Annotated in this window: 15 protein-coding genes, 1 tRNA gene and 1 pseudogene; 5 read left to right on the top strand and 12 right to left on the bottom strand. The window is 61.2% G+C overall.

What is annotated here, in order from left to right:
• Window positions 1-102: 102 nt before the first annotated feature.
• A complete protein-coding gene (locus tag BKY27_RS17660; RefSeq protein WP_084668023.1) occupies window positions 103-927 on the top strand; it encodes an ABC transporter permease in 825 nt (274 codons plus the stop codon).
• A gap of 76 nt (window positions 928-1,003) precedes the next feature.
• Here BKY27_RS17660 and BKY27_RS17655 read toward each other — a convergent pair whose 3' ends face one another.
• The 4 genes from BKY27_RS17655 to BKY27_RS17640 form a co-directional block, all read right to left on the bottom strand.
• Window positions 1,004-1,732: a CatB-related O-acetyltransferase gene (locus tag BKY27_RS17655; RefSeq protein WP_071675810.1), complete on the bottom strand. Its 729-nt coding sequence runs from the start codon at window positions 1,730-1,732 to the stop codon at window positions 1,004-1,006.
• A gap of 1 nt (window position 1,733) precedes the next feature.
• A complete protein-coding gene (locus BKY27_RS17650) occupies window positions 1,734-4,211 on the bottom strand; it encodes a glycosyltransferase (protein WP_084668022.1) in 2,478 nt (825 codons plus the stop codon).
• Window positions 4,212-4,344: 133 nt separating this feature from the next.
• Window positions 4,345-4,959 carry a sugar transferase gene (locus tag BKY27_RS17645; protein ID WP_071675809.1) on the bottom strand — a complete coding sequence of 205 codons (615 nt, stop codon included), beginning with the start codon at window positions 4,957-4,959 and terminating at the stop codon, window positions 4,345-4,347.
• A complete protein-coding gene (locus BKY27_RS17640; protein ID WP_071675808.1) occupies window positions 4,959-5,792 on the bottom strand; it encodes an NAD-dependent epimerase/dehydratase family protein in 834 nt (277 codons plus the stop codon). Before BKY27_RS17640 ends, BKY27_RS17645 begins: the two co-directional genes overlap by 1 nt.
• 102 nt (window positions 5,793-5,894) lie before the next feature.
• Here BKY27_RS17640 and BKY27_RS17635 point away from each other — a divergent pair, with 102 nt between their 5' ends.
• Window positions 5,895-7,010 (top strand): polysaccharide biosynthesis/export family protein, encoded by a 1,116-nt coding sequence (locus BKY27_RS17635; RefSeq protein ID WP_071675807.1) that lies wholly within the window; start codon window positions 5,895-5,897, stop codon window positions 7,008-7,010.
• Window positions 7,011-7,020: 10 nt separating this feature from the next.
• Here the strand turns inward: BKY27_RS17635 and BKY27_RS17630 are convergent, their stop codons facing one another.
• The 7 genes from BKY27_RS17630 to BKY27_RS17600 form a co-directional block, all read right to left on the bottom strand.
• Window positions 7,021-8,268 (bottom strand): glycosyltransferase family 4 protein, encoded by a 1,248-nt coding sequence (locus tag BKY27_RS17630; protein WP_071675806.1) that lies wholly within the window; start codon window positions 8,266-8,268, stop codon window positions 7,021-7,023.
• Between the two features lie 69 nt (window positions 8,269-8,337).
• A complete protein-coding gene (gene rfbA, locus BKY27_RS17625; RefSeq protein ID WP_071675805.1) occupies window positions 8,338-9,207 on the bottom strand; it encodes a glucose-1-phosphate thymidylyltransferase RfbA in 870 nt (289 codons plus the stop codon).
• Complete coding sequence (rfbD, locus tag BKY27_RS17620) at window positions 9,204-10,058, bottom strand: dTDP-4-dehydrorhamnose reductase (RefSeq protein WP_071675804.1); 855 nt, start codon at window positions 10,056-10,058, stop codon at window positions 9,204-9,206. The genes rfbA and rfbD overlap by 4 nt, the downstream gene beginning before the upstream one ends.
• Window positions 10,055-11,104 (bottom strand): dTDP-glucose 4,6-dehydratase, encoded by a 1,050-nt coding sequence (gene rfbB, locus BKY27_RS17615; RefSeq protein ID WP_071675803.1) that lies wholly within the window; start codon window positions 11,102-11,104, stop codon window positions 10,055-10,057. Before rfbB ends, rfbD begins: the two co-directional genes overlap by 4 nt.
• Window positions 11,104-11,670: a dTDP-4-dehydrorhamnose 3,5-epimerase gene (gene rfbC / locus BKY27_RS17610; protein ID WP_071675824.1), complete on the bottom strand. Its 567-nt coding sequence runs from the start codon at window positions 11,668-11,670 to the stop codon at window positions 11,104-11,106. The genes rfbB and rfbC overlap by 1 nt, the downstream gene beginning before the upstream one ends.
• A 205-nt stretch (window positions 11,671-11,875) precedes the next feature.
• Window positions 11,876-11,951: transfer RNA gene (locus BKY27_RS17605), tRNA-Ala, on the bottom strand.
• Between the two features lie 193 nt (window positions 11,952-12,144).
• Complete coding sequence (locus BKY27_RS17600) at window positions 12,145-12,483, bottom strand: TIGR02300 family protein (RefSeq protein WP_071675802.1); 339 nt, start codon at window positions 12,481-12,483, stop codon at window positions 12,145-12,147.
• Between the two features lie 113 nt (window positions 12,484-12,596).
• On the opposite strand from BKY27_RS17600, the gene BKY27_RS17595 reads away from it, so the two are divergent.
• The 3 genes from BKY27_RS17595 (at window position 12,597) to BKY27_RS17585 (ending at window position 15,164) form a co-directional block, all read left to right on the top strand.
• The gene (locus BKY27_RS17595) at window positions 12,597-13,295 is read left to right on the top strand and encodes a M48 family metallopeptidase (RefSeq protein WP_071675801.1); all 699 of its coding nucleotides are present in this window, start codon (window positions 12,597-12,599) and stop codon (window positions 13,293-13,295) included.
• Between the two features lie 26 nt (window positions 13,296-13,321).
• Window positions 13,322-13,978: a GntR family transcriptional regulator gene (locus BKY27_RS17590; RefSeq protein ID WP_071675800.1), complete on the top strand. Its 657-nt coding sequence runs from the start codon at window positions 13,322-13,324 to the stop codon at window positions 13,976-13,978.
• A gap of 301 nt (window positions 13,979-14,279) precedes the next feature.
• A complete protein-coding gene (locus tag BKY27_RS17585; RefSeq protein ID WP_071675799.1) occupies window positions 14,280-15,164 on the top strand; it encodes a hypothetical protein in 885 nt (294 codons plus the stop codon).
• Here BKY27_RS17585 and BKY27_RS20000 read toward each other — a convergent pair.
• Window positions 15,161-15,273 (bottom strand): annotated as a pseudogene (locus tag BKY27_RS20000) (IS481 family transposase); the annotation flags it as partial. The gene BKY27_RS17585 and the pseudogene BKY27_RS20000 sit on opposite strands and share 4 nt — an antisense overlap.

Here is a 15,273-nt window from a genome sequence, read left to right as displayed (position 1 = left end):
GGGGTGGACATTAAACCGATGCGCCTTGCGAAATGAATGGGTCTGTGTCTTCTTGCTATCGAAAGCGCTCGGGATTTGCCAGCGCCATAGCAACCTTGTGATATGACCTTTTCTGTAGAGACACCCAACACCGGACCGTCACGGCCAAAACCCGTTCGGCCGCCCCGCTTCGCATCGTTTCGCACCATTGGGGCGCTGATCCTGCGTGAAATGAACACCAGTTACGGCAAATCGCCGCTGGGATATCTCTGGGCGATCTTGGAACCGGCAGGCGGCATTGGGATCATGGTGCTGGTCTTTTCGGCGGCTTTTCGGTCACCTCCGCTTGGGCAGAATTTCGCCCTTTTTTATGCAACTGGCTTTATGCCATTCACAGTGTTCATGGGCACGGCAGCAAAACTTGGGCAGTCCCTTAATTATTCACGGCCGTTTCTTGCATATCCGCGCATCACATTCATGGACACGATCCTCGCCCGATTCATTCTTAATACTTTGACCCAATTACTGGTCGGGTACATCGTTCTTGGAGCCATTCTACTCCTGTTTGATACCCGGACGACTTTGGAGTTGCCCCGAATCGGCCTTGCCTATGCGATGGCTGCCGCCTTTGGGTTTGGAGTAGGAACGCTGAATTGCTTCCTGTTTTCCATTTCGAGCGTTTGGCAGCAGGTCTGGAGCATCGTGACGCGTCCACTATTCATCGTTTCAGGCCTCTTCTTTTTGTACGACGCTATCCCCGAGCCTTACCGAGGCTTCCTTTGGTATAATCCATTGATGCATATCACCGGCGAGATGCGGTCAGCCTTCTATTCGAACTACGACGCCGACTACGTTAACCCGTACTACGTTTTCGGCCTATCCCTGTTCCTAAGCGCGCTTGGAATCCTGTTCCTTCGCCGGTATCACAAATGGTTGGTGTTCAATTGATGGTCAATGGATGAGCCAAATTAAAGTAACGTTACATCCACGGGTGAACCTTTCCCACTTTCGGGGAAAATCCCACCTAAGTCCAATCGGAACCGGAAAACACTTCAGGCTCGAATTCTGGTTCGTCCCTCATCTGGTGGACGCCAGCTGCAAATTGCCCAGGTTTGGAGGGATCCAGATGCTGCAATTGCCACGGGGCAAAGCGCCACCAGCGAGAGTTCAGGACCGGGCTGATCATCTGCGGGGGTAGGCGGTATTTCTTGATCACAGCCGGGTTGCCGGCCACAACGGCATAGGCCGGCACATCTTTCGCGACCACGGCGTTCGCCGCGATAATAGCTCCGTCTCCGATAGTGACACCGGCGCAGATATAGGCACCATGGCCGATCCAGACGTCATTTCCAATCGTGGTGATCTTGGCCCGTGTCGGCGGACCCTGAAAAGAAAACTTGAAATCATGATAGGCGGCGGCGTCGCGAAAATCGTCGCCGAGATTGAACAGCCTGTCGCGAATATAAAAAGCCGGACTCGTCGATATCCATGTCAGGGGATGATCCTGCCGACCTATCTGAATATCCTCACCGAAGGAACAATAGCGCCCAATCCGAGCTGCGAAACAATACCCAGAGACCTGATAAGAGAATGCGCCCAGTTCGATTGAGTGATGGTACTCGGTCCATTTCAAGCTCGACGGCGCCTCGATACGGGTGTGCGCGGGCAGGTTGATGTTCGAGTCGAACCCTCGCGGCAAGACTTCGATACCGGTTTCGGCGAGGGTTTCGATGGGAACGCTAATGTTGCTCATGTTAACTGCGGCCCTTGCTTCTTATTTCCGTCAATATGTTTTGAACCAGATCGGCCCCTTGTTCAAACCGTATGACCTGGCCGTTTTCTGCCTTGGCAACTGCACATCCCTGTGCGCCGATGTCAAATGCGAAAACCGGCAGTCCGGATGCCAGGCATTCGTGGGTTGTGTAAGAAAACGTCTCGGGCCAGATCGAGGGAATAAGCCAGCAAGTCACACCGTATCGCGTGGTGAGGCTTTGCAGGTCTTCGATCCGATAGTCGCCATGCACGGGCGTTGTTGAGGCTAGGGCGTAGGACGGGTCGATATTGCCGATCAAGACCAAATCCGTGTCTGGCTCGCTCTCCAAAGCGAACGACAAATCCCGAACAAGGGCCGCGCCCTTTTGGAACCCGATATTTCCGAGGACTGCGACGACTGTCTTGTCGTTGACCGGAGCGGACAACCGAGGAACCGGCGACAGAAGCGTATGGGGGCAAACCGAAACCTGTTCCTCGACCTCGGGATAGGCCGACAGGATCTGCTGGCGGCTATTTTCCGAAAAGACAGTGACCTCACCCGCCGCGCGCATCAGGCGTCCCCAAGCGGCCTGCCAGTCCGCGAGCGGGACGGTCGTGCCGGTGCGGTGCCGAAAAACATGTGCCCGGTCTTCGCGGTCAGATGTCACCGGCCCGCGATACCAACCGTCGTCGTCGAGCAGGCAATAAGAGGGCGACACCGGAAAGAAATCATGCACCAGCACCTCTATCTGTCCCGCCCTTCCTGCAAGCGATAGCAGGATGTCGGGCAGTTCTGTCGGTTCGGGATCGCCAACACCGCAGGAATAGACAACGTGCCGGTCGGCAATCGGCTCCAGCACCTGCCGCAGGAAATCAACGTTGTCGGTGGCGCCGGAGGTTTCACCACCCGGTGTCCGCACCTCGACCTGAAAACGATGCGGTCCGCCCACGCGAATGATGATGGACGAGATGTCCCGGCCCAGGTCGCGGCGGATACGGTCCTGAAGGTAATGTTCGGCCCCCCCGCCCAAGGAATGTGCCATGTAGATCGGTACTGGCCCGGTGGCTCTGACGCCGACGAACCCGACGGCAAGGGCCAAGCGCGCCGTCAAAAGGGGGTCCGCCTCGATATAGCTCTGCACCTCTCGGTCATAGGTGGGATAGCGTCGGGCGATCATTGCATTGTTTTGCAGAACCAACGCGCGTTTTTCTTCGGTGCCGAAGCTCTCTCCACCTCGGTGCTCCACGAACAATTCCGGCAAGGCAAGATGCGTTCCCCCAAGGGCCCGGGCCTTCTGGCACCAATCCACTTCCTCGCCGTATCCACGCCCAAACACCGTATCAAGTGACGGAATTTGATGCAGGAACCGCAAGTTCATCGCCATGCAGAAGCCAACTCCGGTCGGCGCGTCGGCAACAAGGGTATCGGGGCGGAACCGCGATGCGACATGGTCCAGCGCATCGCCCTCGCCGGGCGTCAGGACGGTGCGGGTGCAAATCGCCGGAACCGAGAAGATTTCGGCATCGTTGGACATCGGGGTGACAGTGGCCACATCGTCCCGCGCCAGAATCGGGCGCAACAGGCGACTGGCCCAGTTCCTCGGCACGAAGGCGTCCGAATTGAGCAAGACAACGTGGTGTCCACGCTCCAGTGCCATTTCCAATCCACGGTTTACGCTGCGGATGAAGCCGAGGTTTTCCGCGTTTTCGATCAGGGTGGCGTGGTCGGTGCGCGTGGTGATCCACTCCCGCAAGAAGGGGCGCACGCGCTCATCGGTCGAACGGTCCTCGATCAGGATCAGGTGAAATGGCAGGTCGGTGTGCTCTTCCACTCGCCGCAAAACGTCGGGCAGCAGATCGAAAGCGTTATAGATCGGCAGCAGAATCGTGATCGGGGCAGTCGGGACTTCGTCGCGCTCGAACGGAGTGAACAGGGAGTCGTTCATCGGGCCCGCCCCCGGAACCGAATCCAGACCCAATCGCGTCTTGACGCGGAAGCGATAGATCGGATCCTTGGTCAGCCGCCATTGGATCACATCCGGGCATGCCGCAACAAGCGCACGGACAAAGGGCCAGAGCTGCCGCAGCCGCGCCAATCTCAGGCCAAGGGCAGAGGGGTCCGTCAGACGATGCGCGATATCAGTCTTCTGCCAGCGAAGCGTCAGGTCATAGGGGCCCGTGGACACCGGAACCTCGATGATGAATCCCAAGTCCGGTTCCAGGCCGAGTGCTTCCGCTACATCATTACGCAGAATATTGGGCCGTTGGGTGATCTGCCCACCGGACCATGACACGGTCAGGGATTCGGCCCGCGTCCATCCTTCGAACCATAGCCGGTTCCTGTGCACATCAACCGAGTCGATATAGCCAAGCGGTTCGCCTTCGAAATCGGGCAGGGCGTGGCCGGGTTTCGAGAGAGAGGCATGACGGTCTGCGTAGCGGGAAAACAATCCACGAAGTCGGCCAAACACGGCGAACATACCCTTCCCGAAAAATCTTTTTGCGATCTGGTGGGGAAATCCCGCCAACGCAAAATCCAATCATGATTTGTGCTCTCCTTACCGGCGTCTCCACCGTCTGTCCACGGGGCACCCACAGGGTCGCGTTGTCGTGTCAGTGCTTCCGGCGGAACAGGTTGCCGATGGTCTGGAAGACAAGGTCGAAATCGTAACAAGTGCTTTGGTGGCGTTGGTAGATCCGGTCGAGCCGTGCCTTCATCGGAATGCAGAGGCGGCAATAGACGTCATCGGTCTGTCCGGGCGTGGTGCAGCGGGCCAGCAGCTTTTCTTCGTGCTTGTGGTAGGTGATGGTCGCGAGGCCAGTGACGCCGGGACGGCTCTTGAGAACGTCGGCATAGACCTCGGGGAAGCGCTCGACATATTCCCGCAGGGGCGGGCGCGGTCCGACAAAGCTGAGATCGCCTTTCAGGATGTTCCAAAGCTGGGGAAACTCGTCCAGCCTCTTGCGCCGCAGCCATGCGCCGGTTGGGGTGATCCGGGCCGACTTGTGCGCGCCGGATACGCCTTGATCGTCGTTGACCACCGTCATCGTGCGGAATTTCCAAAGCTTGAACGATCGGGACGGCGTTTTCATGCGTTCAGCTGCGTAGAAGATCGGTCGCCCTTGTTCGCGCCATATCCGCCAGATCAGCCACACGATGATGGGGCCTAGAATGACCACCAGCAGGCTGGCAAAAAAAAGATCGAAAATGCGTTTGCGCCAGGTCATTACTCGCTGTCCGTCTCCGCCCGGAAGGCTCGCCACTCTTTAATCAGGTTCTCGGCGCAACCCGCTGTCGGGTCGAGACGCATAAAGCGGCTCAGACGGTCAGTGTCCAGTAGAACTTCGGCAATGGCGCCAACTGGTGCGGGGCGCGGCTGCCATGGGTAGGGGATGGCGTCCAGCAATTCGCCCATTTCAACCATGCCGGGAGCCGCGACATTGAGAACCGATGGCAGGCCATCCCCGGCTGCGCGGCAAAGCGTGACCAGCACCTTTGCCAAGGTTGCCGGGCCGATGTAGCTGCGGGCGGGGGTGCGCCCGTCTGCGAACTGATCCAGCGTCAGGGCCTGGCCAATGCCTGCCCGGCCAAGAATCTGATCGGCCCCGGCGACATTTCCGATTCGAAGGCAGGTGACAGGCCCCGTTGCTGCGGCCTCTACCGCGGTCTCCATCGCCAATTTGGCCATGCCATAGGGCGCGACCGGCTGCGGCGCATCGTCTTCCTTGCAATGCCCCGCACGGCCAAAGACCGCCGCCGACGAGGCGATGAGCAGGGGGGTTTGCCCTGCCGCCGCGCTCGCAGCCAACGCGAGCTCGGTATTGAGGTCAAGCGAAGCCCCCGAGGCGGGCGTGATCCCTGCAAGACACAGAACAACATCGACCTCGCGACAGGCATCGTGAAGCGCGTCAGGCTCTTGGGTGATGTCGAACCGTCGCCACCCCCGTCGGTCGGTTGCGGTTCGGCCATGCCACACCGGGGTCAGGCGGGACTCGTGCTGCCAGCCCCATTGCAGCATCTGCCCGAGCCGACCTGTGGCCCCCAGAACCAAAACACGCATTAAATGGCCTTTCTCGATTGTAACCGTTGACCCCAAGCCGGTGACCCGTATTTTGCCCGAACAGGTGGTATAGACCAGTTTTTCTGAATTTCGGGAACATGCATGAAACTTTTCATTCGCGTAGCCAGTCTCTTGGGTCTGTGTTGTCTGATTGCTGCCTGCTCTCTGCCGCGCGGTGCAGGGGTTGAGCGGGAAATCATCGGGTCCGGTGATGACGCGGGTGCGGATTTTGCCGTCTATCCTGTAACCCGCGACTTTCTTCCGACTCTTGCCGAATGGCCCGTGGGTGGCGAAGCCGACCTTCAGTGGATTACCGCCAGCGGTGGATCGCGCTCTCAGATCATTCGTCCGGGCGATACCGTTTCCATCCGTATCTGGGACAGCAACGACAACTCTCTGCTGACCTCGCCCGGTGTTCGGACCGTGGATCTGACGGAAATGGTCGTGTCGGGCAATGGCACGATCTTCATGCCCTATATTGGCGACACGCGGGTATCCGGGATGACCCCCAGCGTTGCCCGCGAGAGCCTGCAATCCTCGCTTGAAGCCATCGTGCCTTCGGCACAGGTGCAACTGGCCATTGTGGCTGGCCGGTTCAACTCGGTCGATCTGGTGGGCGGCGTTGCCCGTCCGGGCACCTACCCGCTGCCGGACCAGTCCTATTCCATCCTCAGCCTGATCTCCGAGGCTGGTGGTGTGCCCCCGACATTGGCCAATCCCCAGATTCGCCTCATGCGGGGTGGGCATCTGTTCGGCACCTCCATCAATCGTCTCTACTCCGAACCGCAGCTCGATACCCGTCTTCAGGGCGGCGACCGTGTCATTGTCGAAGAAGATGATCGGTATTTCCTGTCGCTTGGCGCCGCAGGCACCCAAGCCCAGCATCCCTTTACCCAGGACGTTGTCAGCGCGCTTGATGCGATCTCGATCATTGGCGGCGTGTCAGCGTCACGCGCCGACCCGGAAGGCATTCTGATCCTGCGCGAATACCCGGACAGCGCGTTGCGTGCAGGTGAACGCGGGCCGCGTCAGGAACGGGTTGTCTTCACACTCGATCTGACCACGTCCGACGGTCTGTTCTCTGCGCGTCATTTCCGGATCCAGTCCGGCGACCTCGTGCTTGCAACCGAAAGCCCGGTCAGCTCGGTCCAGACGGTCTTCAGCCTGTTCGGCAGCGCCTTCGGATTGGCCAACGCGGTGTCCAACGCAACGAACTGAGGGCTTGCTTTCAGGGAAACGTGATTGGTCTGGCAGTTGGTGCCAGACCGTTGATGCGGCGGATATGCTCTGGCAGGCAATGCGTCAGGAAATCGTAGTGTTTGACCACATGGGCGCGCGCGGCCGACCCCAGATGAGCAAACTCCGCAGGCGCGCGCAGCACCTCGACCACTTGGTCCGCCAGCGCCTCGGGATGCGGAAAACTCACCAACAGGCCGGTTTCGCCGTGGGTGATGGCCTCGCGCACGGGCGCGACGTCCGAGGCAACGATGGTGCCGCCCATCGACATGGTTTCCAGTAGCGACCATGACAGCACGAAGGGCACCGTCAGGTAGATGTGACAGCGGGAAAGCTGCATGACCCGTTGGTAGTCGGCATAGGGCACCCTGCCGAGAAAATGCACGCGGGACCAATCCACCCGGTTGCCCAACTCGCGCTCCATCTCGGCCCTGTAGCCGCCCTGTGCCGCGCTCTCCTTGCCGTAGGAGGTTTCGTTTCCACCAATGATCAAGGCCCGAGCGTTCGGGCGCGCCTCAAGGATACGGGGCAGGGCGCGCATGAACACGTGAAAACCGCGTGTCGGTTCCATGTTGCGCGCCATGTAGGTAAAGACCTCATCCTCTCGCGAAACCTGTCGTTTTAACCGGTCGAGATAGACCGACGCCGTCGGGTCCGGGCGCAGCCGGTCGGTGCGGATGCCGTCGTGACAGGTATAGATCTTGGAGTGAAAGCTCTCGGGGTATGTATCGCGCTGCCAAAGGGTCGGGGATTGCCCCAGGTCGACCGTTTCAAGGTTGATGTAGTTCACCGCGTTGCGGGCATGCATGATGAACGGGCTGTCGGGGCTGGCGGGAAATTCCGGGTCAAAGCCGACCGAGCCGCCCTTGGCCAGAAAGTAATATTCGAAATAGCCCAGCACCGGCGTATCGGGCCAGACCATCTTGGTAAAGGTCAACTCGCCCCAGCCGACATGGCCGATGATCACGTCGGGATTGAACCCTCGCGTTTGCAACGCCTGACAGGCTTGCGCCGCACCATATCCGTTGCCAGTGCAATCCTCCCAATAGCGCGACAGCGCATAGGCGTCCTGCGCCGCCTTGCGATGGGCTTGGTATTGCAAGACCTCGACGCCGGGCGGCGAGGTGACCCCCTTGCGTTGCGTCAGGAAAACGATCTCGTGCTCGCCCTGCGCGGCGAGCCATTCGACAAGTTGCCGATATTGGCCGGGGTAATTCTGGTGTATGAATAGGAGTTTCATGCGGGCGCTGTCATACGACTGAACGGGACCGATACGCTAGCGCACCGGGCGTGCCACGCAAGACTTTCCTCAAAGCAAGCTTGCCAGATACTTTCCATAGCTGTTCTTGCGGAATTTTTTAGCGCGCTCGGCGAGGGACTCCCGCGATATCCAGCCCTTGTCGAAGGCGATTTCGTCGAGGCAGCCGGTCTGCATCCCTTGGCGTTGCTCCAGCGTCCGCACGAAGTTGCCCGCGTCGAGCAGGCTGCCATGGGTGCCGGTATCCAGCCAGGCGTAGCCGCGGCCCATGCGTTTGACGGTGAGGCTGCCGTCATGCAGGTAGCTTTCCAGCAAGGTGGTAATTTCCAGCTCACCCCGCGCTGAGGGCTGAACAGCTTTGGCGCGTTCGGGTGCGGTACCGTCGAGGAAGTAGAGCCCCGTGACAGCGTAGTTCGAGGGCGGGACCTCGGGCTTTTCGACAATCGAGGTCACTTCGCCAGCCCCGTCGAAGGCAACGACGCCATACCTCTCAGGGTCGGCGACGTGATAGCCGAAGACCGTGCCACCGCCGGTCTGGCGGTCAGCCTCTGCCATGATCTCGGGCAACCCGTGCCCGAAGAAGATATTGTCGCCCAGAACCATCGCCGAAGGCGCACCGTTCAGGAACTCCTCCGCCAGGATATAGGCCTGCGCGAGGCCATCGGGCGACGCTTGCACGATATAGGTCAGCTCGATCCCCCACTGGCTGCCGTCGCCAAGGGTCCGCTGGAACTGCTCCTGGTCCTGCGGCGTGGTGATCATTGCGATCTCGCGGATGCCCGCCAGCATCAGGACCGACAGCGGGTAGTAGATCATTGGTTTGTCATAGATCGGCAAGAGCTGCTTGGAGACACCCAAAGTGATGGGGTAAAGACGTGTGCCGGAGCCGCCTGCAAGGATAATGCCTTTGCGCTTGGTCATGGGGTCTGGTCCTCAATATCTTTCAAAATACAGGAAAGGCTGCGCCGCCAATCCGGGCGCGCGATGCCAAAGGTGGTCTCTGTCGTGCGGCAATCCATGCGGGAATTCGCCGGGCGTTTGGCAGGGGTTGGAAAGCCGCTGGTGGGGATGTCCTTGACGATGCAGGCCAGACCCGCTTGCGCAAATATCTCGCGGGCGAAATCGGCCCAGGACACATCAGGCGCGCCTGAGAACTGGTAGGTGCCGGATTTGGACGGATCGTCCTTGAGTTGCGCGGCGATGCCGAGGCACGCCTCGGCAATGTCCCCCGCTGCCGTCGGGCCGCCGACCTGATCGGCGACGATGGCGAGCTTGTCACGCTCGCCCCCCAGACGCAGCATGGTCTTCACGAAGTTCTTGCCATGGGCCGACACAACCCACGACGTGCGCAGGATGGCATGGGCGCCACTCGCCGCGCGCACGCCCTCCTCGCCCGCCAGTTTGGTCCGGCCATAGGCGCCGAGCGGGCCGGTCCGGGCATCGACGGGCCAAGGTGCCTGCCCCGAGCCGTCAAAAACATAGTCAGTGGAGATATGAACGAAGGGGATGCCAAGCTCTGCACAGGCTTGCGCCATGGCCGTCGGCGCGGCACCGTTCACCGTTGCGGCGAGATCCTCTTCACTCTCCGCCTGATCGACAGCGGTGTAAGCGGCGGCGTTGATCACCGCCTCGGGCCGGGAGTCGCGGATCACGGCGGCACAGGCCGCGGGATCTGACAAGTCCGCCTGATCACGCCCGAGTGCCAGAACATCCGCGCGGGCCTGCACTTCTATGGCCACCTGGCCGGTTTTGCCGAAGACAAGAACGGTCATGCTGTCACCCCGAGCCGTTCCCCGACCCCGTGACGGTCCTGCAACGCCCGCCACCAGGCTTCATTGGCCAGATACCATTCCACGGTCTTGCGCAGCCCCTCTTCCACCGCCACCGACGGACGCCAGCCGAGTTCGTCTCGTATGCGGGTCGGGTCAATGGCGTAGCGCGCGTCATGGCCGGGGCGGTCGGTGACGAAGGTGATCTGGTCGGCGTAAGAACCGCCCGCCTTGGGCCGCAGCTCATCGAGGATAGCGCAAAGCGTTTTCACCAGTTCCAGATTGGTCCGTTCATTCTCGCCGCCGATATTGTACGATCGGCCGAGCGCGCCTTTTTCCACCACCAGCAGCAGCGCGTCGGCATGATCTTCGACAAAAAGCCAGTCGCGGATGTTCGAGCCGTCGCCATAGATCGGCAGCGGCTTGCCCGCGAGCGCATTCAGAATGATCACCGGGATCAGTTTTTCCGGGAAATGATACGGCCCGTAATTGTTCGAGCAGTTGGTCAGCACCACCGGCAAGCCATAAGTCTCGTGCCACGCGCGGACCAGATGGTCGGACGACGCTTTGGACGCAGAATAGGGGCTGCGCGGGTCATACGGTGTGTCCTCGGTGAACTGCACCGAAGGATCGTTCGGCAGCGAGCCATAGACCTCGTCGGTCGAGATATGGTGGAAGCGAAAGCCCTCGGGCTTGCCAACTTCGACCCAGTATTTTCGCGCGGCCTCCAGCATGTTGAACGTGCCGGTGATATTGGTCTCGATGAAGTCGCCTGGCCCGTCGATGGATCGGTCAACATGGGATTCCGCCGCCAGATGCATCACCGCATCAGGCCGGTGGGTTGCGAAGACCCGGTCCAGCGCGGCCCGGTCGCGGATATCGGCCTGCTCAAAGGCATAGGCCGGATTGTCTGCCACGGGGGCAACATTGTCGAGACAGGCGGCATAGGTCAGCGCATCGAGGTTCACGACCTCATGACCGCGCAACACGGCAAGCCGCACCACGGCCGATCCGATAAACCCGGCCCCGCCGGTTACAAGCAGCCTCACTACACGCCCTCCCAAACAAAGGGACTATCGAAATCCTTGAGGTATGGCGCGGCGGCATCCTTGTCCGACAGAATTGCCTCGACCTCGCCCATATCCCAGTCGATCCCGATATCCGGGTCATCGAACCGCACCGCGCCATCGCATTCAGGCGCGTAATAATCAGTGCATTTGTAGATGATCTCTGTGTCCGGCTCGCGGGTCACGAACCCGTGCAGGAAGCCTGCCGGGATTAACAACTGCTTGCCATTCTCGAAGCTCAGCTCACTCCCGAACCACCGGCCATAGGTCGGGCTGCCCTTTCGGATGTCGACAGCCACGTCAAACAGCCGCCCCCGCCCGCAACGCACCAGCTTGTCCTGCGCATGCGGCGGCGCCTGAAAATGAAGGCCACGAACGGTCCCGACCGCCGCGGACAGGGAGTGATTGTCCTGCACGAAATCGTAGTCGAGCCCGTGCTCGGCCAATGTCCGTCTGTTCCAGCTTTCACAGAAAAACCCGCGGGAATCGCCGAACCGGCGCGGGGTCAGGATTTTTACGCCGGAAAGCGGGGTCTCTTCGATTTGCACGATTGCTCCTCTCATTCCATTGGTCACGGCCATCGCGATCTTGGGCCATGTTCCATGCTCTGCCTGTCATCCGCAATGTGGCAGATTCCAAAGGTGGAATGATGGCATCAAGGGGACGAGATTGGAAAACCCCAACAGGAACGCCAGGCGGTCAGCCGCCATACGGACACAGGTCAGGTCGGTCGGGAAATTTGGACAAAGGATTTGGTGGAGCCTAGGGGGATCGAACCCCTGACCTCTTGCATGCCATGCAAGCGCTCTCCCAGCTGAGCTAAGGCCCCATCCGTGTCGCCATTGCGACGGTGCAGGCGGTTTATGAAACGGAGCAGGGATGTTCAAGGGGAAAACGCATGGCGGCCCGCGAAAAATCCACCGTGCGGACGGGGCTGACGGGCGGGGCGTTTTCGTCCGTCAAACACGAAAAAACGGGCACCATAGATGCCCGTCCTTCGCGCAGACCGTTGTCCGGTGCGATCAGCTGTCGTCGTCGTCCGACGCGACATCGGCGATGTCGTCGAGCGGCACGTCGCCGTCTTCGTCGTCATCATCCAGCAGATCGTCATCCAGATCGATATCGGATTCGTCATCGTCCAGAAGCTGATCGGCGTCGTCGACCAGACCCTCTTCTTTCTCGGGTTTGGCGGTCTTGGCCTTGTCCGCCTTGTCCGCGACCAGTGACCGTGATGCCTTGCCGGTATCTATTTCGACGGTCTCACCCGTATACGGGCTTACCACCGGATTTTTACCGAGGTCGTAGAAGCGCTTGCCGGTTGTCGGGCAGACACGTTTGACGCCCCATTCTTCTTTGGGCATGACACCCCCTTCAATCATCGCTATCGAGGAATTGCGGTGACGTGCCACAATGCGGTGGGGCTGTAAAGCCCCTGATCGGGTCTATTTCTATTGGGGGCGGCGGCTTCACGCGCATGGGCGAGCAAATCCATATCCTCAAGGGCGATCCGCCGGTCAAAGTTGCGCTGCGCCGATCCTCTCGTGCGCGGCGATTCACGTTGCGGGTGTCACGGGCCAGCGGGAAGGTCACGTTGTCTTTGCCTGCCTTTGCCCCCGAATCCGAGGCGATCGCGTTTCTGGATGCTCGCGCGGGCTGGGTCCGCAAACATCTGGACGCCAGCCCCGGACCGCAGGGCCCCCGGATCGGCGGCGAAATTCCGCTTGAAGGCCAGTTGCGGCCCATCGTTGCGGGGGCGGGTCGGTCAGCGCGGTTGGTGCAAGGCCGGATCGAGGTGCCCGCGGGGCAGGAAGGGCCCAAGATGCTGGCGCTCATCAAGCAGATGGCACGCGAGCGCCTGGCGGCGCGGGTGGCCCATCATGCCGGGGCGCTTGGGCGCCCGTATGGGCGGCTGACCCTGCGCGACACGACATCCCGGTGGGGCAGCTGCACCTCGCGTGGGGATCTCATGTTTTCTTGGCGCCTCGTCATGGCCCCGCCTGTGGTGCTGGATTATGTCGCCGCGCATGAGGTCGCCCACCTTGTCGAGATGAACCATTCGCGGGCCTTCTGGTCCATTTGCCAGCGGCTGCATCCCGGCTACGAGGCGCCGCGCGACTGGTTGCGTCAGAATGGGCCGGAGCTGTTGGCCTGGCGTTTTGACCGCTTGCCCTGACCCGTGGCTTGTGGTCGGGTAATCCCATGCTCTTGACGCCCCGCCCCGCCGAGGCGGCCACCGCCGCTGCCCATGACCGGATCTATCGCACGATCCGCACCCGGATCATGCATGGCCAGATGCTGCCCGGTGAGGCGCTGACATTGCGCGGAATCGCCAAGGAATTCGGGGTTTCCATGACCCCCGCGCGCGAGGCTGTGCGGCGGCTGGTCAGCGAGGGGGCCCTCTCGCTGTCGTCGTCGGGCCGGGTCGCGACGCCGGAGCTTTCCAACGATCGGATCGAGGAATTGGCGGCCATTCGGGCCCTTCTGGAACCAGAGTTGTCGGCGCGGGCGTTGCCGCGGGCGCATCCGGCTTTGATTGAGCGGATGGAGACGATCAACCAGGTGATTTCCGAGGCGGTGGTCAAGCGCGATGCCGTTGGATACATCCGGTCGAACCTTGAATTTCACCGCACGCTCTACCTGCGGGCGCAGGCCCCGGCGATGTTGGCGCTGGCCGAGACGGTCTGGTTGCAAATGGGGCCAACTATGCGTGCCTTATACGGAAAATTGCGTCGCACGACCGAATCTCCGCGCCATCACAAGCTGATTCTGGCCGCGCTCAAGGCCGGGGATGAGCCGGGGTTGCGATTGGCTGTGCGGGCCGACGTCACCCATGGGTTGCGGCTGCTGGCGGGCTGAAAACCCCCGTTGCCGCCTATACACCGGGCGTACACCCCCCGTACACCGGCTGCGCTGTTTTCCGGATCGCCGTGAGTCGTTTCCGTTTTCGGATAAATGCCCCCTGTTGCGGCAGGATTGCCCCCTGATCCCCCCCGAAGGTCGGATGGGCGCGGCCAGACCCCTGCCAGATACCAGACCATGGTCGGATAGACCTGTGGCGCCCCCTCTCCGATCCTGACCTCGGCGGAGAAGGGGCCGGTCCGACCGTGTTTTCGGGCTGTCTGTCTCAACAAAATCATACTGTTAGGAAGGAAATAGGATGTCAGGCCTGTCATTTTCTAAATCAGCCGACCGTCGCGCGCGGGTCCGGGATGCAACACGCCTTGGGGTCTGCACGATTGCGATCGTGTTGGCCTCGGCGATGCCGATGTCGGCACAGGGTCTCGGGGATCTTGGGGGGCTTGGGGGCACACTCGGTGATACCGTGGGCGGGCTTGTCGATACGGTCGATGGGGTGGCCAGCCCGGCGAGCGACTCGTTCTCGGACTCGGGCGGGGTCGGCGGCACCGTGGCCGATGCGGGGCAGGGGTCGGTCCTGGAGGATGTCGGCAATACCGTTGCGGAAGCCGGAGAAACCTTCAACGGGCCGAACCGCGATGGCAACGATGATATCGGCGACAGCGCCGGGGCCTTGCTCGACTCGATCCTGCCAGCTTCGGGGACGGCAACGGACGGGTTGTTGCAGACCACCGGCGATCTTCTGAACGGCGGCCCGACGGCCAGTTGCACGGGGCCGGGCTGCGCCCCGACCCCGCCACAACCGCCGCAGCCGCCGGTGCCGTGCAACACGCCGGAATGCCGCCCGCCGCTGTGCGTCGGCAACGCCTGCGATCCGCGCCAACCGTCCACGCCGCGCACACCGGTGGCCGGTGGCGGCGGTGGCGGGTGCAGCCTGCCGGGCAACAGCACCGCGTATAACGGGCTGCGGGTCGTTTCGAATGACGGGGTGATGTTGGGCACCGTCACGGACGTGATTGTCACGCCGGGGCTGGAGATCGAGCGCGTGGCGTTCCTGACGGATCGCAGCGCCGAGGCATCGCGGCCCTATTGCGTGAAGATCGGCAACGTCCCGTTCGACTCGCAAAGCGGACAAGTGGTCGTGGGCGTGCCTCGGTCATCCATTGTGCGAGCCGCGATGCGCTAGATGTGGAACGTCAACAGGTTGTTCCGATCCAGTCCTAATCGGCTGATTGGTGGTTTTGACTTTAGCGCCGAGTGCGGACGGTGCCAATTGTAGAGATGCGTCCATACGG

This window comes from Nioella nitratireducens (genome assembly GCF_001879715.1).
In the GTDB taxonomy this organism is placed as follows: domain Bacteria; phylum Pseudomonadota; class Alphaproteobacteria; order Rhodobacterales; family Rhodobacteraceae; genus Nioella; species Nioella nitratireducens.
Note: the sequence above shows the minus strand (reverse complement) of the source record. Positions and strands in the feature narration are given on the sequence as shown.

What these genes read in the sequence shown, in the direction of transcription:
- BKY27_RS17660 (WP_084668023.1), top strand. Translation starts at nt 103, where the DNA reads ATGACCTTTTCTGTAGAGACACCCAACACCGGACCGTCACGGCCAAAA.
- BKY27_RS17655 (WP_071675810.1), bottom strand. Translation starts at nt 1,732, where the DNA reads ATGAGCAACATTAGCGTTCCCATCGAAACCCTCGCCGAAACCGGTATC.
- BKY27_RS17650 (WP_084668022.1), bottom strand. Translation starts at nt 4,211, where the DNA reads ATGTTCGCCGTGTTTGGCCGACTTCGTGGATTGTTTTCCCGCTACGCA.
- BKY27_RS17645 (WP_071675809.1), bottom strand. Translation starts at nt 4,959, where the DNA reads ATGACCTGGCGCAAACGCATTTTCGATCTTTTTTTTGCCAGCCTGCTG.
- BKY27_RS17640 (WP_071675808.1), bottom strand. Translation starts at nt 5,792, where the DNA reads ATGCGTGTTTTGGTTCTGGGGGCCACAGGTCGGCTCGGGCAGATGCTG.
- BKY27_RS17635 (WP_071675807.1), top strand. Translation starts at nt 5,895, where the DNA reads ATGAAACTTTTCATTCGCGTAGCCAGTCTCTTGGGTCTGTGTTGTCTG.
- BKY27_RS17630 (WP_071675806.1), bottom strand. Translation starts at nt 8,268, where the DNA reads ATGAAACTCCTATTCATACACCAGAATTACCCCGGCCAATATCGGCAA.
- rfbA (WP_071675805.1), bottom strand. Translation starts at nt 9,207, where the DNA reads ATGACCAAGCGCAAAGGCATTATCCTTGCAGGCGGCTCCGGCACACGT.
- rfbD (WP_071675804.1), bottom strand. Translation starts at nt 10,058, where the DNA reads ATGACCGTTCTTGTCTTCGGCAAAACCGGCCAGGTGGCCATAGAAGTG.
- BKY27_RS17600 (WP_071675802.1), bottom strand. Translation starts at nt 12,483, where the DNA reads ATGCCCAAAGAAGAATGGGGCGTCAAACGTGTCTGCCCGACAACCGGC.
- BKY27_RS17595 (WP_071675801.1), top strand. Translation starts at nt 12,597, where the DNA reads ATGGGCGAGCAAATCCATATCCTCAAGGGCGATCCGCCGGTCAAAGTT.
- BKY27_RS17590 (WP_071675800.1), top strand. Translation starts at nt 13,322, where the DNA reads ATGCTCTTGACGCCCCGCCCCGCCGAGGCGGCCACCGCCGCTGCCCAT.
- BKY27_RS17585 (WP_071675799.1), top strand. Translation starts at nt 14,280, where the DNA reads ATGTCAGGCCTGTCATTTTCTAAATCAGCCGACCGTCGCGCGCGGGTC.